Consider the following 22,451-nt stretch of genomic DNA (forward strand, 5'->3'; position numbering starts at 1 on the left):
GACAGTCCGGTTACAGCCGCAGGGCCGGTACAATGGGCCATGATCAATAATGATGTACTGCGCAGCGTGCGCTATTCCCTGGACCTCGGCGACCACCACGTGGTGACCCTGTGCCAGATGGCCGATCCGGCGTTCGAAGTGGATGTCGACCAGGCCAAGGCCTGGCTGCTGCGTGAAGACGAGCCGGGTTTCCAGCCGATGAGTGACAGTGCGCTGGCGCACTTCCTCGATGGCCTGATCCTGCACCTGCGCGGTCACGATGAGGGCCAGGCGCCGCGCGCGGTGGAAACCCGCATCGACAACAACCTGGTGTTGAAGAAGCTGCGCGTGGCCTTCCAGCTGCGCGATGTCGACATGATGGAGATCTTCACCAGCGTCGGCTTCAACGTCTCCAAATCCGAACTCGGCGCGCTGTTCCGCCAGCCCGGCCACAAGAACTACCGGCGCTGCCTGGACCAGATGCTGCGCAACTTCCTCAAGGGCCTGAGCCTGCGCCTGCGCAGCTGAGCACGGCGTCGACGAAGGCGCGTGCGGCCGGCGTCGGCAGGCGCTGCCAGACCAGATGTACGCGCCGGGTCGGGGTCGGTTGCAGCGGCACCTGCACCACCCCTTCGAAACCGTCGGCGATCCGCACCGGCACGATGCCCACCGCCAGGCCGTGGCGGACGAAGCGCTCGACCAGTTCCATCAGGTTGACCTCGAAACGCACCTGATGCGGCAGGCCCGCTGCGGCGAACGCATCATCGGTCTGCCGGCGCGCGCCGGTCCCCCGCGGGAAATCGACCAGGGCCTCATCCTGCAGCGCCGCCAACGGCAACCGCTGGCGCGTGGCCAGCCGATGCTGCGGCGCCAGCACGGCCACCAGATCCTCTTCCTGCAGCATCTGGTGGCAGACGCCCTCCAGATGGGCCGACGGCGCCAGCCCCACCAGCGCCACGTCCAGTGCGCGCGACTGCACCTGCTGCAGCAGGGTCTCGCTCTTGTCCACCCGCAACTGGAACTCCACCTGCGGGTGCTGCTGCTGGAAGGCAGCCAGCATGGCCACCACGTCGACGCCGGTCAGCGACGAGATCTGCCCGATCGCCAGCAGCCCGCGCACGTCACCACTGACGGCAGCGACATCGGCACGCAGGTGGCGCAGGCTGGCCAGCACCTGCCGGGCGTGCACCAGCAACGCCTCTCCCGCCGCGGTGGCGCGCACCTGGCGAGGCAACCGCTCGAACAACATCGTGCCCAGCTCCTGCTCCAGATGGGCAATCTGATGGCTCAGGGCGGACTGCACGACGTGGCAGCGCGCGGCCGCACGGGTGAAGTTGCCCTCTTCAGCCAGGGCCACGGCGAATTCGAGCTGCTTGAGGTTCACACCCGTATCTCAATTCCAGATGACAGCGATGATGATGATTCATTTCCATCATGAGAGCAGCAGGCGGACACTGTGCTGCCCTGCTTCACGGAACATCGCGTGTCCCCTTCCCTTCCTCCCCTCCGGCGCTGGCAGATCCTGTTGATGTCGGTCGCCACCGGTATCGCGGTGGCCAGCAATTACTACGCGCAGCCGTTGCTGCATACCATCGCCGATGCCTTCGGCGTGCCTTTCGGCCAGGTCGGCATGGTGGTGACCGCTGCGCAGTTGAGCTACGCCGCTGGCCTGATCCTGCTGGTGCCGTTGGGTGATCTGTTCGAGCGCCGCCGGCTGATCGTGGTGATGACGTTGCTGTCGGCCAGCGGGCTGGTGATCAGCGCGTGCGCGCCGTCGTTGCCATGGCTGCTGGCCGGTACCGCGATCACCGGGTTGTTCTCGGTGGTGGCGCAGGTGCTGGTGCCGTTCGCCGCCACCCTGGCCGCACCGGAGCATCGCGGCCGCGTGGTCGGCACGCTGATGAGCGGGCTGCTGCTGGGCATCCTGCTGGCACGCACCGTGGCCGGGCTGCTGTCGAGCCTGGGCGACTGGCGCCTGGTCTATGCGATCGCTGCAGGTACGCTGGTGCTGACCGCGTTGGCCCTGCAGCGCGGCCTGCCGCGTTTCCACCACAGCGCCGGGCTGAGCTACTTCGCGCTGCTGCGCTCGATCGGCACGCTGTTCGTGCAGGAACGGGTGCTGCGCCAGCGCACGCTGCTCGGCGCGTGCAGCTTTGCGATGTTCGCGATCTTCTGGACGCCACTGGCCTTCCTGCTGGCGCAGCCGCCGTATGCCTACAGCGACGCCACCATCGGCCTGTTCGGGCTGGTCGGTGCCGCCGGTACGCTGGCTGCTGGCCTTGCCGGGCGCATGTCGGATCGTGGCCAGACCGGCCGGGCCACGGCCATTGCGCTTGTGCTGTTGCTGCTGTCCTGGCTGCCTCTGGGGCTGTCGGCGCATTCGCTGCTGGCGCTGCTGGTCGGCGTGGTGGTGCTGGACCTGGCCGCGCAGCTGCTGCATGTCAGCAACCAGAACCTGATCTACGCACTGCAGCCGGAGGCACGCAACCGCCTCAATGCCGGTTACATGACCGGCTATTTCATCGGGGGTTCGCTGGGCTCGCTGCTGTCGGCACAGGTCTACCAGCGTTTCGGCTGGACCGGCGTATGCGTGGCCGGTACCGCGGTGGCGGTACTGGCCCTGCTGGTGTGGCTGCCCAGTGCCTGGCGCGCACGCCAGGCCGCGTCGGCCGACTAGAAGCTGCCCTGCAGCGCCAGTTCCCAGCGTCCACCGGCATTGCCCGGGAACAGACGCTTGGCGGCGCTGTCGGTGTCATGCACGGTGGCGCGCAGTTCCCAGGCCGGCGTCAACGTAGCAATGGCACTGAGCTGGCCATGCAGGTAGTCCGGCCCCTGCGCGGTGGGCAGCCAATACTGCCCCACCGCCGCTTCCAACCGCACGCGCTCGTTCAATGGCACCCGCACGCCCAGCTGTGCGTAGTTGCCGCGACGGCCGCCGGCCAGGGCGTCGTTGGAGTGGGCAACCTGCAGCCAGGCGCGTTGCTTCCAGGTGGTGGTGACATTGAGTTCGGTCCAGTCCAGTGCGCGGCCAGTGCCCGGATAGACATACCGGGTGAGGTTCGCATCCAGGCTCCAGTCCGGCGACAGCGCGCCGGACCAGCCGGCGACGAGATCGAACTCGCTGCGTGCCCCGCTGTCCGGCGTGAACGAGACATTCGATCCCCATGCGCTGGCATACCAGCCCGAACCCACCGTCACCTTTGCCCCCACCTGCGCGGCCGGATCGCCCTCGCTCTGCGAACTGCCGCGCCAGACATAGTCGCTGGTCAATGCCGCCGTGCCACTCACCTGCACCTGCGCCTGCACGCTGCCGGCGCACAGCAGCCCCGCCAGTGCGGCCGCGCTGGCCACGATCATCCCCTTGCTCTTCACTGCACTCACTTCCTCGTCGAAGGCGGTCTGTCCGCCGGGACGGCAGTGTCGATGGCGGGGCCGTAACGGTTCGATGGCGATGCTGCCGTGCCAGCGCAAATTCAGCGTAAATCCGCGCTGCGGTGGGCGCGGTATCATGCGGGCCTATTTCCAGGAACCAACCACGTGGACGCCATCCTGACCCCGGTATCGATCGGCGAGCTGATCGACAAGATCACCATTCTCGAGATCAAGGCCGAGCGCATCGACGATGCGACCAAGCTGGCCAACGTGCGCACCGAGCTTGACGGCCTGCTGCCGCTGCTGCTGCAGCAGCTTGACGCGCAGCCGGCACTGGCCGCGCTGAAGACGCAGTTGAAGGCCATCAACGAGCGCATGTGGGAGATCCAGGACCAGCTGCGCGACAAGGAAGCGGCGCAGGTATTCGACGAGGCGTTCATCCAGCTGGCGCGCGGCGTGTACGGCACCAACGGCGAACGCGTACAGGTGAAGAACGAGATCAACCGTGTTGCCGGTTCGGCGCTGGTCGAGGAAAAGCAGTACCAGGGCGAGTAAGCGCGCCCGTCAGCCTCACTCCAGCAGGTGGCGGATGCGGAACAGTTCGACATCGCTGCGGATGCCGAGCTTCTGGTAGGCCGCTTTCTTCTGCGTGCTGATCGTGCTGGCCGAGCGCTGGAAGCGCCGGGCCACTTCGCCGGTGCTGCACCCCTGCAGCACCAGCCGCAGCACTTCGCGTTCACGCCGGCTCAGTGGCGTCAGGCTGGGCGCCGACATGCGCCGCGCGCGCGATCGATTCAGCTGCGTGCGCAGCTCCGGGGGCACGAACCGCCCACCGCGGGCCACCACGTCCACCGCGCGCAGCAGCATTTCCGGCGTGGTCGCCTTGGACAGGAAGCCGCGTGCGCCGGCCTGCATCGTCGTGGCCACGGTGCTGGCATTGCAGTGCGCCGACAGCACCAGTATCGGCAGGCTGGGCCAGCGCCGGGACAATCCGCGCAGCAGCTGCAACCCGTCGCCAAGATCCCCCAGCGGCAGCGCATCGATCACCAGCAGGTCAACGCAGCCGGATTCACGTTGCAGCAGTTCCACCAGGTCATCTTCGTTGGCGTAGCTGCCGCGCACGTGCACGCCGCTGTGCTGGTGCAGCAGCACTTCCACCCCCAGCCGCAGCACCGGATGCGGATCCAGCAGCGCCAGACGGCGCGGCCGGTCGGGGAGCAGCGGTGGGAGTACGGGCGGCATCGCGGTGTATCCGGCAGCACGGGATATCCACCGTAGGCCGCCACTGGCGGTGGCGGAATCCAATTCATTGCAATGCAACATGACGCCGCGCATCGCAGTCAGACTCCGTTCTGATTCCCCACAACGCAACAGGCCCGGCAATGCCGGGCCTGTTTCAGCGCGAACAGCGCGCGGGCGCGCCGTAGACGCAATTACCAGCTGAAGCGCGGGCCGACGGTGTATTCCTTGTCGCCGTGGCGGTTCATCTTCAGCTCGCCGTTCAGGCCCCAGTTCTGGTTCAGCTTGACCTGACCACCCAGACGGCCGTACCACTGGCTGTCGATGTCGACGCCGTGCTTCTTCGAATAGTCTTCGTAACCGACCAGGCCGTAGACCTCAGCGTGGGCACCGAACGCGGTACGGATACCGGCTTCAGCGCTGTAGCCGTTGAAATCCAGGCCGTGCTTCTGGTCGAACTTCTGGTAGGCGACGCGGGCAACGAAGTCGGTCGACGGAGCGATTTCGACGTTGTAGCCGGCACCGACCTTCCACTGGTCAACCTTGATGTTGGTGTGGTCGACTTCCTGACGGCTGTACTCGCCGAAAGCGTGGAAGTTCGGCAGGAAGCCGTAGGAACCCTTCACGCCCCAGCCATCAGCCTTGATGCCGTCAACGTCGGTCTTGGCGTAATCAGCCTCGGCGTAGTTGTAGGACAGGTTCTCGGCGGCCGAAGCGGTGAACGGCAGGGCAGCGGCCAGAGCCAGAGCAATCAGCGAATTCTTCATGGGGGTACACCTTTACTTTCTTATGGTGTGCAGCAGCGCCAGGGCGCCATCGCATCGGGAATGTAAATTCTCCGTTATTCGCCACAACGCTCCCTGAAAACAGCGGTCTTCGCATTGCTGAATTTTTTGCATTGATTCAGCAAGGCTCAGGCATACGCGCGCGGTACGCGCACGCGCTTCGATTCAATGGCGCGGCAATCGATGTCGATTTGCCGCGCCCTGAAGCGTCGACTCAATGAAGGCCGTGCACCTGGCACGGTCCATTCCGGAGGCAAGCGATGAGCTACATCGATGGTTTCGTCCTGGCGGTGCCCACCGCCAACAAGGAGAAATTCCTCGCCCACGCGCGCAGCGGCGACGTGGTGTTCCTCGAACACGGCGCGCTGCGCGTGGTCGAGTGCTGGGGCGATGACGTGCCGCACGGCAAGACCACCGACTTCTTCGGCGCGGTGAAAGCCACGGCGGAGGAGACCGTGGTGTTTTCCTGGATCGAGTGGCCGGACAAGGCCACCCGCGATGCAGGCATGCAGAAAATGATGGAAGACCCGCGGTTGGACCCGTCGAAGAATCCCATGCCGTTCGACGGTGCACGGATGATCTACGGCGGATTCGAGCCGATCTTCGAACTCAAGCGCTGACCCGGGCGGGCGTCCTCAGCGGGCGCCCGCTTCATCCTCACCCGCCGCGTGGCCGGCACCCAGCGCAGCACCGGCACCAACACCCAGCCCGCCCATTCCGGCACCCATGCCGCCGCCACCGCCGCCACCTCCACCGGTGCGACCGCCCTTGGCTTCGCCCTCGTTGCGGCCCTTGCCACTTCCGCCAGCGCTGCCCGCAGGGCGGGTAGGCCCCTGGCGCGGGATCTCCAGGTCGGCCGGTACCGGCGCAAGGTCCAGCGCCTCGCGGACGAAGTCGCGCAGCGAGATCACCAGTTCGTGTGTGTGCACCGCACGCCCCTGTGCCAGTTCACTGGCAGCGCGCGCGGCCAGCCGTACCTGCTCGTCGGTGCCCAGCAGCAGGATGTCCGACAAGGCCGCTTCGACCGCATCGCGGATGCGCCGGGCCCGATCCGAGCCCGGCTCGGCGATGCCTTCTTCGTGGGCCCGCTGGCGCAGGTCGCGCAGGTGGGTTGGATCGACCCCCAGCTCACCGGTGAAGGAGCCGCCCAGCGTCTTGTAGGCCGCCATCAAGGTACGCAGCCGCTCATTGATCTGCCGATTCTCTCGTTCGCGGCGCTGCTGCAGGGTCTGCATCACCAGCAGGCGGATGCCCACGCCGAGCAGGGTGATCAGGACCAACCCGGCCAGGGTGGACAGCACGCCCTGCCAGGAACTGAAATCGATGCCGCGCATGGTCAGGGCTCCTGCGGAAGACCTTCATCTTGCCCCAGGCTGCAGCCGCAGATCCACGCCAGGCAACGATCAGCCCCCCCGAAACGCAGAAGGCCCTCCCGCCCGATGAGCGGAAGGGCCTTCGAACCACGCGCGATTACTTGCGCTTGGCAGCCTTGCGCACGGCCTTCTTGGCCGGAGCCTTCTTGGCCACGGCCTTCTTCAGCGGTGCAGCCTTCTTGGCGACCGTCTTGCGGGTAGCAGCGACCTTCTTGCCGGCAACCTTCTTGGCAGCAACGGTCTTCTTGCCGACAACCTTCTTGGCAGTGGCGGTCTTCTTGCCGACGACCTTCTTGGCAGCGGCGGTCTTCTTGCCGACGACCTTCTTGGCAGCGACGGTCTTCTTGCCGACGACCTTCTTGGCAGCGACAGTCTTCTTGCCGACGACCTTCTTGGCAGCGACGGTCTTCTTGGCCGCAGCCTTCTTGGCGGTAGCGACCTTCTTGCCGACGACCTTCTTGGCGGCCACGGTCTTCTTGGCCACAGCCTTCTTGGCGGTAGCGACCTTCTTGCCGACAACCTTCTTGGCAGCAGCGGTCTTCTTGGCCACAGCCTTCTTGGCGGTCGCAACCTTCTTGGTGGCGGCCTTCTTCACGGTAGCGACCTTCTTGCCGGCAGCCTTGGTGGTCTTCTTGGCAGCAGCAGCCTTCTTGGTCACGGTCTTGCCGGCAGCCGCCTTCTTCTTGGCCACTTCCTTCTTCAGGGCAGCAGCTTCGGCCTTGGCGTTCTTCTTGGCCGCTTCCAGCTTCTTCTTGGCGTTGGCAACGGTCTTGCCGACCGACTTGGCAGCCTTCTCGGCCTTCTTGGCAACGGTCTTCTCGACCTTGGCCACGACCTTCTTGGCCTTGGCGACGCGGGTGGTGGCAGCCTTGCGGGCGCGCTTGACGGTCTTCTTGACCGACTTCACTGCGTCTTCGGCGGCGTGGGCGATGGTCTCGCCGACGTTGGTGGCGGTTTCTTTCACGTTCTCGACGGCGTCGGTCACGACCGACACACCATTACCGTTGCTCATGTTGCCCTCCTGGGGGCCTGGATTGTCAAAACGGGGCGATGCTATACCGACAATGGCTATCGTGGAACGGGCACGACCGGCCAATCGCATCCGGTGCGACGCAACTGGAGTAAGCGATAGCGGCGGCTGACGTGCCCCGCAGTCAGGAAATCCCTTTTTTTAAGCAGTGTGCTGCGCAGCCTGCCTGCTGCTGGCGTGCCGATGCAGGCACTGGCAGCAGCCACACATCCGCGCAGCACTGAGCGTCATCGCAAGGTCGGGATGCGCGGAACTGCGCAAGTGTCGCGGTGTATCAGGGCGCTGCCGGCGTGCCTTGCGGAGCTCGCTCGCGGCTGTCGCGAACAGCGTTGTGGTGCGCGCGTCAGCTTTCCGGCGCCTGCGGTGGGGGTCGGATTTTCATGGGGCATTTATCCAGATCGCGACACACTCATTCAGCTTGTTCTACCGTATGCGTCAACGGCCCCAACCTCAGCCTGCGAACCGACTCCCATGCGACCGCTTCCCACCCTGCTTACGCTCGCAATCGCCGCTGCCTTCGGCGGCTTCGTTGCCACCGGCCTCAATGCGCACCTGGACAACCGTGCCGATGCCGCTCCGCTGCCGGCGGTACTGCCCACCTCCGCAGCGCTGCCGGCCGCGGTCGCCGGGCAGGCGGTGCCTTCGCTTGCACCGATGCTGGAAAAGGCGATGCCGGCGGTGGTCAGCGTCAACACCAAGCAGGTGGTGCGGGTACGCAACCCGTTCTTCAACGACCCGTTCTTCCGCCGCCTGTTCCCGGACATCCCGCAGGAGCGGATCAACGAGTCACTCGGTTCGGGCGTCATCATCGATGCCACCGAAGGCCTGGTGCTGACCAACCACCACGTCATCGACAACGCTGATGACGTGCAGGTGACACTGGCCGATGGGCGCACGGTGAAGGCCGAGTTCCTCGGCTCGGACCGCGACACCGACATCGCGCTGATCCGCATTCCGGCGCAGAACCTGACCGACATCAAGCTGGGCAACAGCGACCAGCTGCGGGTGGGCGACTTCGTGGTCGCGATCGGCAATCCGTTCGGTTTCAGCCAGACGGTCACCTCGGGCATCGTCTCGGCGGTGGGCCGCAGTGGCATCCGCGGGCTGGGCTACCAGAACTTCATCCAGACCGATGCATCGATCAACCCGGGTAATTCCGGAGGCGCGCTGGTCAACCTGCAGGGCCAGCTGGTGGGCATCAACACCGCCAGCTTCAACCCGCAGGGCAGCATGGCCGGCAACATCGGCCTGGGCCTGGCGATTCCGTCGAACCTGGCCCGCAGCGTGGTCGACCAGCTGGTCAAGCATGGCGTGGTGGTGCGCGGCACGCTGGGCATCGAAAGCCAGAACCTGAGCGCGCAGATCGCGCAGGGCCTGGGCCTGGGCGAAACCCGCGGCGCCCTGGTAACCCGCGTGCTGGCCGGTTCGGCCGGTGCCGCCGCGGGACTGAAGCCGGGCGACGTGGTGGTATCGGCCAACGGCCAGCGTGTGGACAGTGCCGAAGCACTGCACAACGTGGAAGGCCTGGCGGCGGTGGGCAGCGTGCTGACCCTGGACGTTCGCCGCGAAGGCAAGCCGCTGCAGATCAAGGCAACGCTGAAGGAACAGGCGCGCGTGGTCAGCGGCGAGAGCCTGGACCCGCGCCTGACCGGTGCCAGCTTCGTCGACCTGCCCGAATCGCTGCGTCAGTCTGGCGTGGGCGGCGTGCTGGTCAGCGAGGTCAAGCGCGGCAGCCGCGCCGCGACCAATGGCCTGCAGCAGGGCGACATCATCACCGACGCCACGGTGGGCGAGTTCGCCGACCTGGCCAGCTGGCGCGCCAATTTCCAGCAGCGCCCGCCCACCCTGGTGCTGCGCGTGCTGCGCAACAATGGCCAGCAGCAGGGCCAGTTGGTGATGCGCTGATCGCCTGGCCGTAACGCCCCCTATACCCACGTGATGCTATTGCTGTACGTCCAGGTCGGCCGAACGCCGATCGCCCGTTCCCCCATCGCAACAGGAGTGATTCGATGAGCCCCACCAATACCGAGAACCTGAAGGACCACCTGGGTGAAGCCGGTTCCCACCTGAAGCAGGCCGCCAGCGCTGCCGGCGGTGCGATCAAGGGCGCTACCGGCGCCGCGACCGATGAACTGCGCATCGGCAAGGCCAACGTCAAGGCTGAACTTTCCGACAGCGCGCTGTCGGGCCTGGCTGCTGCCGAGTTCGGTGGTGCCGCCGCCAAGGAACAGGTCGACGCGCTGATGGACAAGGGCAAGGACCTGATCGACAGCGCTGCTGAGCTGATCCGCGAACGTCCGCTGGCCTCGTTCGGCGTGGCCTTCGCTACCGGTTGGATCATCGCCAAGCTGGCCCGCGGCAGCGACAAGTAAGCTGCGGCGTGAGCGAAGACACCACGCAACGTCCTGATCCGGCGGCCACGCCGCCGTTGGACGAAAGCATCCGCCAGGTCGGCGCAGCCGGCCGGGCGACTGCCGATTCGGCCAAGCACTCACTGCGTTCGCTGCGCCGGTTGGCGTCGGCGGACTTCGCGCTGGCGCGCAGCGCGTTCGGCCGCGCATTGGCCTGGGCCGGCGTCGCCATCGTGTTCGGCGCGTCGGCCTGGCTGTTGCTGGCCGCCACCCTCATCGCCCTGCTGCAGAGCTTCGGCCTGAGCTGGCTGCAGGCCCTGCTGATCACCTCGCTGCTGAGCCTGGCCGTCACCGGCTATGCGATCTGGCGCGTTTCCTACTTCTTCCACCACACCGGCATGCACGCCACCCGGCGTCAGTTGTCCCGGTTGGGCCTGTTCGATGAGCCCACCGATGATGATCCCGATGCAGGCGTGCAGATCCCGGAGGGCAAGCCATGAAGTTCGGTGCACTGCAGCGGCGTGTGAAACGTTGCGAACAGGTGATGGCCGTGCGCCTCGGCGAAACCCAGGACCACTGGAACGTGCTCAGCCAGGTCTGGCGACAGGGCTGGTCGCCACTGCGCATCGTGGTGGTGGGTCTGGCCGGCGGGTTCATCGCCGGCAAGCTGGAGGTTCCAGGCAAGGTCAATGGAGCGCGTTGGCTGCAGATGGTCGGTTCGGTGTCCAGCCTGTTCGCCAGCGCCCAGGCCGCGTTTGCTTCGGTGGTGGCGGCGCAGGCGGCGGAAACCGCAGACGATGCCGCCGACCAGGTGGATGAGGCGGCCGGGCCGCCACCCGCCGCTGCGGCACGACCGGCAGCACGCCCGGTGGCCGAGCCCGAGCTGCGTGAGCCCCGTCCGGCCGAAGCGGCGACCGAGATGTCCGAACGTTGACGAACCTTACCCGCCGCGTTGATCGCGGCGGGCCGATAATGGGCTTCTCTTTCTGGTCGGTGCGTCGATGAGCGAGTCCCTGTTGTCCCCGTCGTCGCCTGCGCCGGACGAGTCCGCACCCCTGCCGCCGCCCTCGCGCCCACGTGGCCCGATGTCGCTGGTGATCCTGGCGACCCTGGCCGTGGCGTTCACCCTGTGGGCGGCGCAGGACATCATCCTGCCGGTCCTGCTGGCGATGTTCTTCGCCCTGGTCGGCAACCCCATCCTGCGCCTGCTGCAGAAGCTGTGGATTCCGCGCGCGCTCGGCGCCCTGCTGGTGCTGGGCGCCGGCCTGGGCGTGACCGGTGCGCTGGCTGTGCAGCTGATCGGCCCGGCGATGGACTGGGCACAGGAAGCACCGCAGCAGCTGCGCAAGGTTGCGCGCCAGGTGCAGGACCTGACCAAGCCGGTGCAGCAGGCCAACCAGGCCGCAGAGAATTTCGCGCGCGTGGCCGGCGGCGACGGCAACCGCAAGGTGCAGGTGATCCGCACCCAGCTGGACGACCCCTACCGCATGCTCACCCGTGCGCCGCGGCTGGCCGCCTCGGTGCTGGCCGTCGTGCTGCTGACGCTGTTCTTCATGATCTACGGCCAGAGCCTGCAGCGTGCAGCGATCGCCCTGTTCCCGAACCGGCAGCAGCAGCGTTTCACCAGTGACATCCTGCGCTCGATCGAGCATGAGGTGTCGCGCTACGTATTGACCATCAGCGTGATCAACACGGTGGTCGGCCTGTTGTTGGCCGGGGTGCTGATGCTGCTGGGCATCGGCCTGCAGGAGGCGCTGCTGTGGGGAACCGTGGCGGCGCTGCTGAATTTCGCGCCCTATGTCGGCCCGCTGCTCGGCGTCGCATTGATGCTGCTGATGGGCTTTGTCGAGTTCCGCGACCCGCTGCAGGCACTGCTGCCTGCGGCCGCCTACCTGGCCCTGCATACCCTGGAAGGGCAGCTGGTGACGCCGATCGTGCTTGGCCGGCAGATGAAACTGTCACCGCTGGTGCTGATCCTGGCGCTGATGGTGTTCGGCTGGGCCTGGGGCATGATCGGCCTGCTGCTGGCGGTGCCGCTGCTGGTCTGCATCAAGCTGGTGCTGGCGCGGCTGGACGGCATGCACGGCTGGGCGCGGCTGCTGGAGTGAGGCGCGCTCCATCGACGGGCGTGCGGGGAGAGGAACGGTGGGACGGCGAAGGCTGGCAGAATATGCGCCCGCTTTTTCCCAGGATGGAACCCTCCCCATGTTCTCTTTCGCGCGTCGATGCCTCGCCCTGACCTGCCTGGCCTCCCCCGCCTTCGCCGCGGCCCCGCCCAGTGCGGAAATGGCCCGCACCCAGCTGGTGGAGGCCATCACCTGCCAGCGCCATCTCACGCCCGAACAGTTCGATGCCATGGCCAAGGTGCTGATGCCCGCCGGGGCCAAGACCAGGGACGAGTACGACGACGGCTACACACTGGCCTCGCCGCTGATGGTGCTTGGCCTGCCGGTGACCCATGTGACCTCCTACGACGGCTCCAGCGGCGAGGATGGCGTGGACAGTTACACGGCGTACTTCGGCAGCGCGGAAATCAGCAAGGTCGCCGCCTTGGCGAAGATGCCGCCGCCGGTGGCCGGTGGCTACCGGCGCGAAGTGGGCAGGCATGACCTGAGCGTGGATCGCGTCGATGGCCAGACCGTCCTGTACTGCTCCTACGACCTGCGCAGCCACTGACGGCGGCAGCGCCTGCCCGCCGCGCGCATGAAAGCCCGCGCGGGCAGGCGTAGAATGGCGGGGTGAAATTCCCTGTCCTTGCCATCACCCTCGACCTCGACGATACGCTGTGGCCGTTCGCTCCGATCGGCGCCCGCATCGACCAGGTCCTGTTCGACTGGATGCGCGAACACAGCCCCGCCACCGCCGCGATGTATCCGGTGGCGGCCATGCGCGAACTGCGCGAGCGCTCGTTCCGCGACAACCCCCACCTGCATTTCGACCTGAGCGCGCTGCGCCGGCTGACGATCCAGGAGGCGCTGGAAAACAGTGGCGCCAGCCTGGATCTTCTGGAGCCGGCGTATGAAGTGTTCTACGCCGCGCGCAACCAGGTGGAGTGCTACCCCGATGCGCTCGACGCACTGGCGCGTATCGCCGCGCGGGTGCCGGTGGCCGCGTTGAGCAACGGTAACGCCGATCTGGAACGTATCGGCCTGGCCCATCACTTCAGCTTCCAGCTGGGCGCCCGCGAGCATGGCGCGGCCAAGCCCGAAGCGAGCATTTTCCACGCTGCCTGCGACCGCCTGGGCGTCGCCCCGGCGCAGGTGCTGCACGTGGGCGACCACGTCGAGATGGACGTGGCCGGCGCGATGGCTGCCGGCCTGCGCGGCTGCTGGATCAACCGCGAAGCGGCCACCTGGAACCATCCGCAGCTGCAGCCTGACCTGCAGTTCGACACCCTCACCGGCCTGGCCGATTGGCTCGATGCCAACCTCGACGCCGCCGACGCTGACGCATCCCGGAGTACCTGACGCATGAGCGAGATCACTGGCTTCACCGCCGACACCACCGCCGCACTGCCGCTGCACGTGCTGGACCGCAGCCAGTTCGAGGCGTGGAAGAACAGCCAATCCGCTGCCACCCAGGCGTGGTTGAAGTCGCAGGGCTTCACTGCGGGCGCGCATTCGGTTGCGCTGCTGCCCGGCGCCGATGGCCTGGCTGGCGCGGTGATCGGCGTCGGTGATCGTGCCGATGCCTACAGCTACGCCCATGCACCGCATGCCCTGCCGGAAGGCAGCGTGTGGCAGCTGGCCAGCGAACTGCCGGATGCCGAGCAGGCGCTGCTGCAGCTGGGCTGGGGCCTGGGCAGCTACCGATTCGACCGCTACCGCAAGCGCAACCGCGCGCCGGCCCAGCTGGTGGCTGCACCGACCGGCGAAGTGGCCGACCTGATCGCCGCCAGCCTGCGCGTGCGCGACTGGGTCAACACGCCGACCGAAGACATGGGCCCGCAGCAGCTGGAAGACGCCGCGCGTGCCCTGGCTGAAGCGCATGGCGCGCAGGTGGAAGCCATCACCGGCGACGAACTGCTGGCGCAGAACTTCCCGGCCATCCATGCGGTGGGCCGTGCCTCGCACCGTGCGCCGCGGCTGATCGTGCTGCGCTGGGGCAGGGAGACCGACCCGGCATTGGCACTGGTCGGCAAGGGCGTGTGCTTCGATACCGGCGGCCTGGACATCAAGCCGGCCGATGGCATGCGCAACATGAAGAAGGACATGGGCGGCGCCGCACACGCGCTGGCCCTGGCCGGGCTGGTGATGGCCCAGCAGCTGCCGGTGCGCCTGACCCTGCTGGTACCGGCCGTGGAAAATGCGATCGGCCCGGATGCCTTCCGCCCGGGCGAAGTGATCGCCACCCGCAAGGGCCTGAGCGTGGAGATCGACAACACCGATGCCGAAGGCCGGGTGATCCTGTGCGACGCGCTGACGTTCGCCGGTGAGCAGAAGCCGGACCTGGTGCTGGACTTCGCCACGCTGACCGGCGCGGCACGCATCGCGCTGGGCCCGGACCTGCCGGCGCTGTTCAGCAACGATGACACGGTTGCCCAGCAGTGGCTGCAGGCTGGCGACGCCACCCGTGACCCGGTGTGGCGCATGCCGCTGTGGCGTCCGTACCTGCGTTACCTGAGCAGCGGCATCGCCGACCTGGCCAACGCCGGTTCGCGCATGGCCGGCTCGGTCACCGCCGCGCTGTACCTGGAACGCTTCCTGGAAGACGGACAGCGCTGGGCACATCTGGACGTGTATGCCTGGAACGATGGCGAGCGCCCGGGCCGCCCGGCCGGTGGCGAAGCCCTGGCCCTGCGTTCGGCGTGGACGATGCTGAAGGCACGTTACAGCTGATGGAGCTGCCGGGCATGGCCCGGCGCTACCCATGCCGGTGGGTGCCGACCTTGGTCGGCACTGCATCACCCTGCAAATCTGACGAAAAATTGAATTTCGGCCCCGGCCGGGTTCTGCGAGGATGTGGTGGTCGCCCACCCACACATCCGTGAAGGCAGGACTTCGATCATGTCGCTCTTCCGCTATACCCGCGCTGGCCAGGAGCCGGGCGCGCCGCGCCGGCATTCGCCCTTGCCCTGGATCGCGCTGATCGCACTGATCCTGGGCATCGTTGCCCTCGCCTTCGCCTGGCTGGCCGGTTGGATCGGCCGCGACCGGCTGACCGCACAGCGCTTCACCGACACCATCGAGGCCACCGGCCCTGCACATCCCGGCTTCCGCCGCGCGCACAGCAAAGGGGTGTGCGTGAGCGGCTGGTTCGAACCCAGCGCACAGGCGCCCACGCTGTCCAGCGCACGGGTGTTCTCACAGGCGAAGGTTCCGGTGCTGGGCCGGCTGTCGATCGGCGGCGGCGATCCGCACGGCGCCGATGGCAGCGCGCGCGTGCGCAGCATCGCCGTGCAGCTGGTGGGCGATGACGGGCAGGAATGGCGGATGGCGATGAACAGCTTCCCGTTCTTCGCCGTGCCCACCGCCGAGGCGTTCTACGAGCAGACCCGCGCGCAGATTCCGGATCCGGCCACCGGCAAGCCCGACCCGCAGAAGATGGCGGCCGTGCTGGCCAGGTACCCCAGCGCACAGGCCTTCCAGCAGTGGGCCAAGAGCGCACCGTGGACCAGCAGCTGGGCCAACACCACCTTCAACAGCGTCAACAGTTTCTGGTTCACCAACGCGCAGGGGCAGAAACGCGCGGTGCGCTGGCGCTGGCAGCCGCAGGCGCCGCTGGTGGAGATGGATGCGGAGGCACGCAAGCAGGCCAATGTCGATTTCCTCAGCCAGGAACTGCAGCAGCGCTTGGCCACCGGCCCGGTGCGCTGGAACCTGGTGGTCAGCCTGGCCGCGCCGGGCGATGCCATTGATGATCCCTCGGTGCCGTGGCCTGAATCGCGCGAACAGGTGGTGGCGGGCGTGCTCAGCCTCGACCGCATGCAGTCGCAGGAAGAAGGCGCCTGTGGCCAGCTCAACTTCGATCCGCTGATCGTGCCCAGCGGCGTGCGCGGCAGCGACGACCCGATCCTGGCTGCGCGCTCGGCGGTGTATTCGCAGTCGTTCAACCGCCGCGAGCGGGAGCGCGCCAGCGGTGCGGCGGCACAGACGAAGGGGGACGCACGATGAGCACCGGCAACGGCCACTTCAACCTGCTCGCCCGGGTGCTGCACTGGTCCATGGCGCTGATGATCATCGCCATGCTGTTCATCGGCGTGACCATGGTCGCCTCGCTGCACCTGCGCCCCATGCTGATCGACCTGCACCGGCCGCTGGGTATCGCCATCCTGCTGCTGGCGGTGCTGCGCCTGTACAACCGCCTGCGCCATCGCCCACCGCCGCTGCCAGCGGATCTTCCCGCGTGGCAGGTGCTGGCGGCGAAGGCTTCGCACTGGATGCTGTACGCGTTGATGCTGGCGATGCCGCTGATCGGTTGGGCGATGCTGTCGGCCGGCGGCTACCCGATCGTGCTGGGCGGTGGCCTGCACCTGCCGCCGATCGTGCCGCACACGCCAGCGCTGTACGCCGCGCTGCGCAATGCGCACAGCCTGCTGGCCTATGTGTTGTTCGCCACGGTGCTGATGCACGTGGGTGCGGCGCTGTTCCACCTGTGGGTGCGCCGCGATGGCGTGTTCCAGGCGATGGCAAGCGGGAAGGATTGAATGGGTTCGCCGGGGGTTCCCGGCTGCCCTTTTCCGCGACTGCGGAGGGGTGTCACTTTTCTTTTCGCGCGAAAAGAAAAGTGACGCCCCCCTACAACCATCCCTTCTGCCGCGCCAGCCGGTACGCCTCGATCCGGTTGGCCACGCCCAGCTTGCCAATGCATTCGGACAGGTAATTGCGCACCGTGCCGTGCGACAGCCCCAGCTGCTCGGCGATCTCGCTGGCGGTGCGGCCCTCGCCTGCCAGGCGCAGTACGCGGCGCTCGCGGTCGGTCAGCGGGTCGGCCTGCGACCACGCATCCAGCGCCAGCTGCGGATCGATCGCACGGATGCCCTGCTTCACTTTGCGCAGTGCCTCGGCCAGGTTCTCGGCCGGTGCATCTTTCAGCAGATAGCCCAGTACGCCCGCTTCCAATGCGCGACGCAGGAAACCGGCACGGGCGAACGTGGTCACGATCACCACCTTGATCGGCAGTTCATGGCGGGCGATGCGCTGGGCCAGTTCCAGCCCGCTCAGCCCCGGCATCTCAATGTCGGTGACCAGGATGTCCGGCTGCAGCTGCTGCAGCATGCGCCAGGCGGCTTCGCCGTCGGCAGCACTGCCCAGTACCTCGATATCCGGTTCCAGGCCCAGCAACGCCGACAATGCGCCGCGCACCATCGCCTGATCTTCGGCCAGCAGTATGCGGATCATGCCGCGCCTCCCTGTGCCAGCGATGCCGGCGACAGCGGCGTAGTTGCGGCCACCAGGGGCACGCGCACGGTCAGCAGCGTGCCTTCCCCGCGCGGCGACTGCAGCGTCAACTGGCCACCCAGCGCCGCTGCGCGCTCACGCATGCCACACAATCCGTTGCCCTCGGCCTGCACGCCACCACGGCCGTCATCGCGTATCTGCATCACCAACTGTCGGTCCTCAAGCATGAAATCCACCTGCACCCGGGTCGCCTGCGCGTGGCGCACGATGTTGGTCGCCGCCTCGCGCAGCACCAGTGCCAGCCCACGCTCTACCTCCACTGGCATCGGCGGCGGCGGCATGTACTGCAGGTGTACCTGTTGGCATTCCAGCAGCAGGCGTGCCGAGGCCAGTTCGCCGGCCAGGTCGCTGGCGCGGATGCCAGTGACCGCACTGCGTACCTGCGCCAGCGCCTCGCGGGCAATGTCCTCGGCCTCGCCGATTTCCTGCCGGGCACGCGCGTCATCGCGGTCGTACAGCTTGCGCGCCAGTTCCAGCTTCAGCGTGATCAATGACAGCGTATGCCCCAGCAGGTCATGCAGATCACGGCCGATGCGCTCGCGCTCGGCGGTGGTCGCCAGGCGCCGCACCTCGTCCTGGGACAGCTGCAGGGCAACGTCGCGCTGATGGCTCAAGGCCTCCACGTTGACCACCAGCCCGACAATGAACGACACCGCCGGCATCCACACCATGGCCTGCCACGGATAACCGAAGTAGAGCGCGGTGCTGCAGAACAGGAGATTCAGGCCAGTGAGCTGCAACAGGTACACCCACCAGCCGCCGCGGCTGCTCATGCGGATCATCACGCAGCCGAACACGAAGTAGCTCAGTCCCGACGGATACCACGGCAGCAGCACCAGGGCCATCGCAATCATGCCCAGCGCGTAGCGCCAGGCGTGGTGCCGTGGCGCCAGCATCACCCTGGCATAGAACAGCAGGAACAACGGATAGCTGGCCAGCGTCAGCAACAACCAGCGCAGCGTGAAGCCATTCCCGAGCACCGGGGTAAGGAAGATCCAGACCGACCACAGCAGGTGGATCGCACCACTCCAGGGCGACTTGCCACGCCGCAGCAGTTCGGCCACCGCCGAATCCGGGGCAGGGCGCAGCAGGGACGCAAGCCAGCTCGGTGGCACGGAAGATTCCAGGCGGGGACGATCGCTGCCGATCATGCCAGTTCAGCCGACCCGGCGCAGGCGCCGACACGCCTGCGCCACCAGTTCATCCACCTGCAGCATCGGCGGCAGCCTGGTGCTCTGCAGCATCACGCCGAGGCCGAGCCGCTGATCGCGCTGCTGCGGATCACCGCCCAGCAGCTCGACCTGGCCGGCGTCGGCACGGCGCAGGCCCAACAGCACGCTGATCGCGGTACTCTTGCCGGCACCGTTGCGGCCCAGCAGGGCCAGTACCTGGCCAGCGCGCACCTGCAGGTCGATGCCGTGCAGGGCGGTATGGTCGCGGTAACGCACCTGCACCTGCTGCAGGCGGGCCAGCGACGGAGCGATCGTATCCATGGGCGGTACCGGTAGCGGGGACGTTGCCATCCTGTGCCGCCGTGGTCACATTTCGCAGTTGCCGCCGTCAATGACATCGGATGACAGCTGTCACTGCCATCGCCGATGCACCTGCCTTCATGCTGTGCCGCACGCTCCACCGCCGGAACCGCCGCTGCCTGCCCTTCCGGTCACACCCGCCCGAACGCCTGTGATGGAACGAATGAACGCTTCTGCCGAGCTGTTGAAGGAACTCCGTATCGACCGCAAGTCGCCGCCGCCCGCCTCCAGTGGCGGCAGTGGTGGCCGCCGCTGGCTGTGGATCGCCGTGGCCGTGATCATCGTGCTGCTGGCCGGTGGTGCATTCGCACTGTTCGGCCGCGCGCCCACCGTGGAAGTGGACACCGCGCCGGCGGTGGCCATCCAGCAGGGCAGCGCCAGCAGCTCGGTGCTCGACGCCAGCGGCTACGTGGTCGCCCGGCGCATGGCCACGGTGTCGGCCAAGATCACCGGCAAGGTGCGCGAGGTGATGATCGAAGAAGGCATGCGGGTGGAACAGGGTCAGATCATGGCCACCCTGGACCCGATCGATGCCGACGCGCAGCGCAACCTGTACGCCTCGCAGCTGCAGGCCGCACGCAGCCAGGTGGTCGGCCTGGACGCCCAGCAGAAGCAGGCCGCCGCTGAAGCCAGCCGCCTGCAGGCGCTGGTCGGCCAGCAGCTGGTCTCGCGTTCGCAGTACGACCAGGCCGTGGCCCAGCGTGACAGCCTGCGTGCGCAGCTTGAAACCGCACGACGCAACGTCAAGGTTGCCAACGACCAGCTGTCCATCGCCGACCTTGGCGTGGACAACAACATCGTGCGCGCGCCGTTCTCCGGCGTGGTCACCGCCAAGGCCGCGCAGCCCGGCGAAATCGTCTCGCCGCTGTCGGCCGGTGGTGGCTTCACCCGTACCGGCATCGGCACCATCGTCGACATGGAATCGCTGGAGATCGAAGTCGAGGTCGGCGAAGCCTTCATCGGCCGCGTGCAGCCGAAGATGCCGGTGGAAGCCACGCTCAACGCCTACCCGGAGTGGAAGATCCCGGCCGAGGTGATCGCCATCGTTCCCACCGCTGACCGCGGCAAGGCCACGGTGAAGGTACGGGTCGCACTGAAGGTGAAAGATCCGCGCATCGTGCCGGAGATGGGCGTGCGGGTCAGCTTCCTGGAACAGGCCAAGCCGCAGACCGAAGCCAAGCCACAGGGCGTGCGCGTTCCGGCCACTGCGGTGGTCGAGCGTGAGGGCGCGTCGGTGGCCTTCGCACTGGGCGATGACAACCGTGTGCAGCAACGCACGGTCGAGGCGGGCCAGGCGATGGGCAAGGACCGCCAGATCCTCAAGGGCGTGAGCGCGGGGGAGTCGGTGGTGGTCAACCCGCCGGACACCCTGCGCGACGGCACCAGGGTCAAGCAGAAGCAAGCGCAGTAACGGCCCGGCGCCCGCATGGCGCCACCGGCAGTACCGCTGGAAAGCACCACTGTTCGACGCGTGCCGGCCGTTGGCCGGGACGCATCCCCGTTTCCCGCCTTTCGTGGAGAACCACCCATGTCGACCCTGGTTTCACTGCGCAACATCACCAAGACCTACCAGCGTGGCCCCGAAAAGGTGCAGGTGCTGCACGGCATCGACCTGGATATCGCCAGCGGCGATTTCGTCGCGCTGATGGGCCCGTCCGGTTCCGGCAAGACCACCCTGCTCAACCTGATCGGCGGCCTGGACAACCCCACCGGCGGCGAGATCAGCATCGAAGGCGAGCGCATCGACCAGATGAGCGGCGGCCAGCTGTCGACGTGGCGCAGCCATCATGTCGGCTTCGTGTTCCAGTTCTACAACCTGATGCCGATGCTGACCGCGCAGAAGAACGTGGAACTGCCGTTGCTGCTGACCCACCTCAGCGCGGCGCAGCGCAAGCGCAATGCCGAGATCGCGCTGACCCTGGTCGGCCTGGCCGACCGCCGCAGCCATCGCCCCAACGAACTGTCCGGCGGCCAGCAGCAGCGCGTGGCGATCGCCCGCGCGATCGTCTCCGACCCGACCTTCCTGATCTGCGACGAACCCACCGGCGATCTTGACCGCCAGTCCGCCGAAGAGATCCTGGGCCTGCTGCAGCAGCTCAACCGCGAACACGGCAAGACCATCATCATGGTCACCCATGACCCGAAGGCAGCCGAGTACGCCACCCACACGGTGCACCTGGACAAGGGCGAGCTGGCCGACGCCCCGCTGGCCCACTGACGGAGGCCACAGCGATGAAATACTTCTCGTTGGTCTGGGCGCAGCTGTTCCGCAGCCGCACCCGCACCCTGTTGACCCTGCTGTCGGTGGTGGCCGCGTTCCTGCTGTTCGGCATGCTCGACTCGGTGCGCGTGGCGTTCTCGTCCGGTGGCAGCGTGGAAGGTGCCAACCGGTTGGTGGTGGCTTCGCGCCTGTCGATCACCCAGTCGCTGCCGATCCGCCTGGAAACGCAGATCCGCCAGGTCAGCGGCGTGCGCGATGTCACCTACGGCATGTGGTTCGGCGGCATCTACCAGGACCCGAAGAACTTCTTCCCCAACTTCTCGGTGGCGCCCAACTACTTCGATGTCTACCGCGAGCTGCAGATCGACCCGGCGCAGCTGCAGGACTGGCAGCAGACCCGTACCGGCGCGATCGTCGGCGAGACGCTGGCCAAGCAGTTCGGCTGGAAGATCGGCGACACCATCCCGCTGCAGGCCACCATCTTCCCGCGTGGCGGCAGCAACGACTGGCCGCTGGAACTGAAGGGCATCTACCGCTCGAAGGATCGCGCACTGGCGGCCAATGAAGAACGCCAGTTGATGATGAACTGGAAGTACTTCGATGAGTCCAACGACTACATCAAGAACCAGGTGAGCTGGTACACGGTGACGCTGGACAACCCGGAGCAGTCGTCGAGGGTGGCGCAGGCCATCGATGCGATCTCGGCCAATTCCGACCACGAAACCAAGACCCAGACCGAATCGGCGTTCCAGCAGGCGTTCGTGAAACAGTTCGCCGACATCGGCATGATCGTCACCTCGATCATGGGCGCGGTGTTCTTCACCCTGCTGCTGTTGACCGGCAACACCATGGCCCAGGCGGTGCGCGAGCGCGTTCCGGAACTGGCCACGCTGAAGACGCTGGGCTTCAAGGACAGCACGGTGCTGACCCTGGTGATGGTCGAATCGGTGCTGCTGATCGGCCTCGGTGGACTGATCGGCATGGGCCTGGCGGCGCTGATCCTGCCGGCCATCAGCCCCAAGAGCATGGGCATGCTGCCGCCGCACGTACCGACGCCGACCTGGCTGGTGGGCATCGTCCTGATCGTGGTGATCGGCATCGTGGTCGGGCTGCTGCCCGCACTGCGCGCCAAGCGCCTGAAGATCGTCGACGCGCTCGCCGGCCGCTGA

25 protein-coding genes and 1 pseudogene are annotated in these 22,451 nt (G+C 67.0%); 17 read left to right on the forward strand and 9 right to left on the reverse strand.

Translation table 11 applies throughout. The features are described from left to right. The first annotated feature begins 39 nt into the window (after positions 1-39). A complete protein-coding gene (locus M2299_RS05440; protein WP_280884014.1) occupies positions 40-507 on the forward strand; it encodes a DUF1456 family protein in 468 nt (155 codons plus the stop codon). On the opposite strand, the gene M2299_RS05445 is transcribed toward M2299_RS05440, so the two are convergent. Then, entirely contained in the window at positions 476-1,363 is an 888-nt protein-coding gene (locus M2299_RS05445; protein WP_248148280.1) for a LysR family transcriptional regulator, read from the reverse strand. The two genes, M2299_RS05440 and M2299_RS05445, sit on opposite strands and share 32 nt — an antisense overlap. 99 nt (positions 1,364-1,462) lie before the next feature. On the opposite strand from M2299_RS05445, the gene M2299_RS05450 reads away from it, so the two are divergent. Continuing rightward, positions 1,463-2,656, forward strand: coding sequence for an MFS transporter (locus M2299_RS05450; protein ID WP_280884015.1), 1,194 nt, complete (start codon positions 1,463-1,465; stop codon positions 2,654-2,656). On the opposite strand, the gene M2299_RS05455 is transcribed toward M2299_RS05450, so the two are convergent. Next, the gene (locus M2299_RS05455) at positions 2,653-3,351 is read right to left on the reverse strand and encodes a TorF family putative porin (protein WP_280884086.1); all 699 of its coding nucleotides are present in this window, start codon (positions 3,349-3,351) and stop codon (positions 2,653-2,655) included. The genes M2299_RS05450 and M2299_RS05455 overlap by 4 nt on opposite strands. A gap of 165 nt (positions 3,352-3,516) precedes the next feature. Between M2299_RS05455 and M2299_RS05460 the strand changes: the two genes are divergently transcribed. Beyond that, positions 3,517-3,906, forward strand: coding sequence for a DUF6165 family protein (locus tag M2299_RS05460; RefSeq protein WP_218788447.1), 390 nt, complete (start codon positions 3,517-3,519; stop codon positions 3,904-3,906). Positions 3,907-3,921: 15 nt separating this feature from the next. Here M2299_RS05460 and M2299_RS05465 read toward each other — a convergent pair whose 3' ends face one another. Continuing rightward, positions 3,922-4,593: a response regulator transcription factor gene (locus M2299_RS05465; RefSeq protein WP_280884016.1), complete on the reverse strand. Its 672-nt coding sequence runs from the start codon at positions 4,591-4,593 to the stop codon at positions 3,922-3,924. Positions 4,594-4,784: 191 nt separating this feature from the next. Then, on the reverse strand, positions 4,785-5,357 hold the full coding sequence (locus M2299_RS05470; RefSeq protein ID WP_025878364.1) for an Ax21 family protein: 573 nt from the start codon (positions 5,355-5,357) through the stop codon (positions 4,785-4,787). Between the two features lie 278 nt (positions 5,358-5,635). Here M2299_RS05470 and M2299_RS05475 point away from each other — a divergent pair, with 278 nt between their 5' ends. Continuing rightward, positions 5,636-5,995, forward strand: a complete 360-nt coding sequence (locus M2299_RS05475) for a DUF1428 domain-containing protein (RefSeq protein ID WP_025878363.1) — start codon at positions 5,636-5,638, stop codon at positions 5,993-5,995. Between the two features lie 15 nt (positions 5,996-6,010). On the opposite strand, the gene M2299_RS05480 is transcribed toward M2299_RS05475, so the two are convergent. Further along, positions 6,011-6,709 (reverse strand): hypothetical protein, encoded by a 699-nt coding sequence (locus tag M2299_RS05480; protein ID WP_134831883.1) that lies wholly within the window; start codon positions 6,707-6,709, stop codon positions 6,011-6,013. A gap of 136 nt (positions 6,710-6,845) precedes the next feature. Continuing rightward, on the reverse strand, positions 6,846-7,760 hold the full coding sequence (locus M2299_RS05485) for a histone (protein ID WP_280884017.1): 915 nt from the start codon (positions 7,758-7,760) through the stop codon (positions 6,846-6,848). Between the two features lie 489 nt (positions 7,761-8,249). Here M2299_RS05485 and M2299_RS05490 point away from each other — a divergent pair, with 489 nt between their 5' ends. The 10 genes from M2299_RS05490 to M2299_RS05535 all read left to right on the forward strand — a co-directional run bounded on the left by M2299_RS05490 (position 8,250) and on the right by M2299_RS05535 (position 16,775). Continuing rightward, positions 8,250-9,683 carry a Do family serine endopeptidase gene (locus M2299_RS05490; protein WP_025878360.1) on the forward strand — a complete coding sequence of 478 codons (1,434 nt, stop codon included), beginning with the start codon at positions 8,250-8,252 and terminating at the stop codon, positions 9,681-9,683. A 104-nt stretch (positions 9,684-9,787) separates the two neighbouring features. Next, positions 9,788-10,150 (forward strand): hypothetical protein, encoded by a 363-nt coding sequence (locus M2299_RS05495; protein WP_025878359.1) that lies wholly within the window; start codon positions 9,788-9,790, stop codon positions 10,148-10,150. Positions 10,151-10,158: 8 nt separating this feature from the next. Beyond that, positions 10,159-10,629, forward strand: a complete 471-nt coding sequence (locus M2299_RS05500) for a phage holin family protein (protein ID WP_025878358.1) — start codon at positions 10,159-10,161, stop codon at positions 10,627-10,629. Continuing rightward, complete coding sequence (locus tag M2299_RS05505) at positions 10,626-11,063, forward strand: hypothetical protein (RefSeq protein WP_025878357.1); 438 nt, start codon at positions 10,626-10,628, stop codon at positions 11,061-11,063. The genes M2299_RS05500 and M2299_RS05505 overlap by 4 nt, the downstream gene beginning before the upstream one ends. Positions 11,064-11,130: 67 nt before the next feature. Continuing rightward, positions 11,131-12,237, forward strand: coding sequence for an AI-2E family transporter (locus tag M2299_RS05510; RefSeq protein ID WP_025878356.1), 1,107 nt, complete (start codon positions 11,131-11,133; stop codon positions 12,235-12,237). Between the two features lie 97 nt (positions 12,238-12,334). Then, on the forward strand, positions 12,335-12,805 hold the full coding sequence (locus M2299_RS05515; protein WP_280884018.1) for a hypothetical protein: 471 nt from the start codon (positions 12,335-12,337) through the stop codon (positions 12,803-12,805). A gap of 62 nt (positions 12,806-12,867) precedes the next feature. Then, positions 12,868-13,596: an HAD-IA family hydrolase gene (locus M2299_RS05520; RefSeq protein ID WP_025878355.1), complete on the forward strand. Its 729-nt coding sequence runs from the start codon at positions 12,868-12,870 to the stop codon at positions 13,594-13,596. A 3-nt stretch (positions 13,597-13,599) separates the two neighbouring features. Next, entirely contained in the window at positions 13,600-14,967 is a 1,368-nt protein-coding gene (locus tag M2299_RS05525; protein WP_280884019.1) for a M17 family metallopeptidase, read from the forward strand. Between the two features lie 168 nt (positions 14,968-15,135). Then, a complete protein-coding gene (locus M2299_RS05530) occupies positions 15,136-16,242 on the forward strand; it encodes a catalase family peroxidase (protein WP_099786213.1) in 1,107 nt (368 codons plus the stop codon). Further along, complete coding sequence (locus M2299_RS05535) at positions 16,239-16,775, forward strand: cytochrome b (protein WP_280884020.1); 537 nt, start codon at positions 16,239-16,241, stop codon at positions 16,773-16,775. The genes M2299_RS05530 and M2299_RS05535 overlap by 4 nt, the downstream gene beginning before the upstream one ends. A gap of 91 nt (positions 16,776-16,866) precedes the next feature. Here M2299_RS05535 and M2299_RS05540 read toward each other — a convergent pair whose 3' ends face one another. The 3 genes and pseudogenes from M2299_RS05540 to M2299_RS05550 all read right to left on the reverse strand — a co-directional run. Continuing rightward, positions 16,867-17,469, reverse strand: coding sequence for a response regulator transcription factor (locus tag M2299_RS05540; RefSeq protein WP_025878350.1), 603 nt, complete (start codon positions 17,467-17,469; stop codon positions 16,867-16,869). After that, entirely contained in the window at positions 17,466-18,680 is a 1,215-nt protein-coding gene (locus tag M2299_RS05545) for a sensor histidine kinase (protein ID WP_025878349.1), read from the reverse strand. The genes M2299_RS05540 and M2299_RS05545 overlap by 4 nt, the downstream gene beginning before the upstream one ends. A gap of 30 nt (positions 18,681-18,710) precedes the next feature. Then, positions 18,711-19,022 (reverse strand): annotated as a pseudogene (locus M2299_RS05550) (ATP-binding cassette domain-containing protein); the annotation flags it as partial. 202 nt (positions 19,023-19,224) lie between these two features. On the opposite strand from M2299_RS05550, the gene M2299_RS05555 reads away from it, so the two are divergent. From M2299_RS05555 to M2299_RS05565, 3 genes are all read left to right on the forward strand, one after another. After that, positions 19,225-20,472, forward strand: a complete 1,248-nt coding sequence (locus tag M2299_RS05555; RefSeq protein ID WP_280884022.1) for an efflux RND transporter periplasmic adaptor subunit — start codon at positions 19,225-19,227, stop codon at positions 20,470-20,472. Between the two features lie 117 nt (positions 20,473-20,589). Continuing rightward, positions 20,590-21,279: an ABC transporter ATP-binding protein gene (locus M2299_RS05560; protein WP_025878346.1), complete on the forward strand. Its 690-nt coding sequence runs from the start codon at positions 20,590-20,592 to the stop codon at positions 21,277-21,279. Positions 21,280-21,293: 14 nt separating this feature from the next. Beyond that, the gene (locus M2299_RS05565) at positions 21,294-22,451 is read left to right on the forward strand and encodes an FtsX-like permease family protein (RefSeq protein WP_032978283.1); all 1,158 of its coding nucleotides are present in this window, start codon (positions 21,294-21,296) and stop codon (positions 22,449-22,451) included.

Origin of the sequence: Stenotrophomonas sp. 1278 (assembly GCF_029892765.1) — a bacterium.
Lineage (GTDB): Bacteria > Pseudomonadota > Gammaproteobacteria > Xanthomonadales > Xanthomonadaceae > Stenotrophomonas > Stenotrophomonas indicatrix.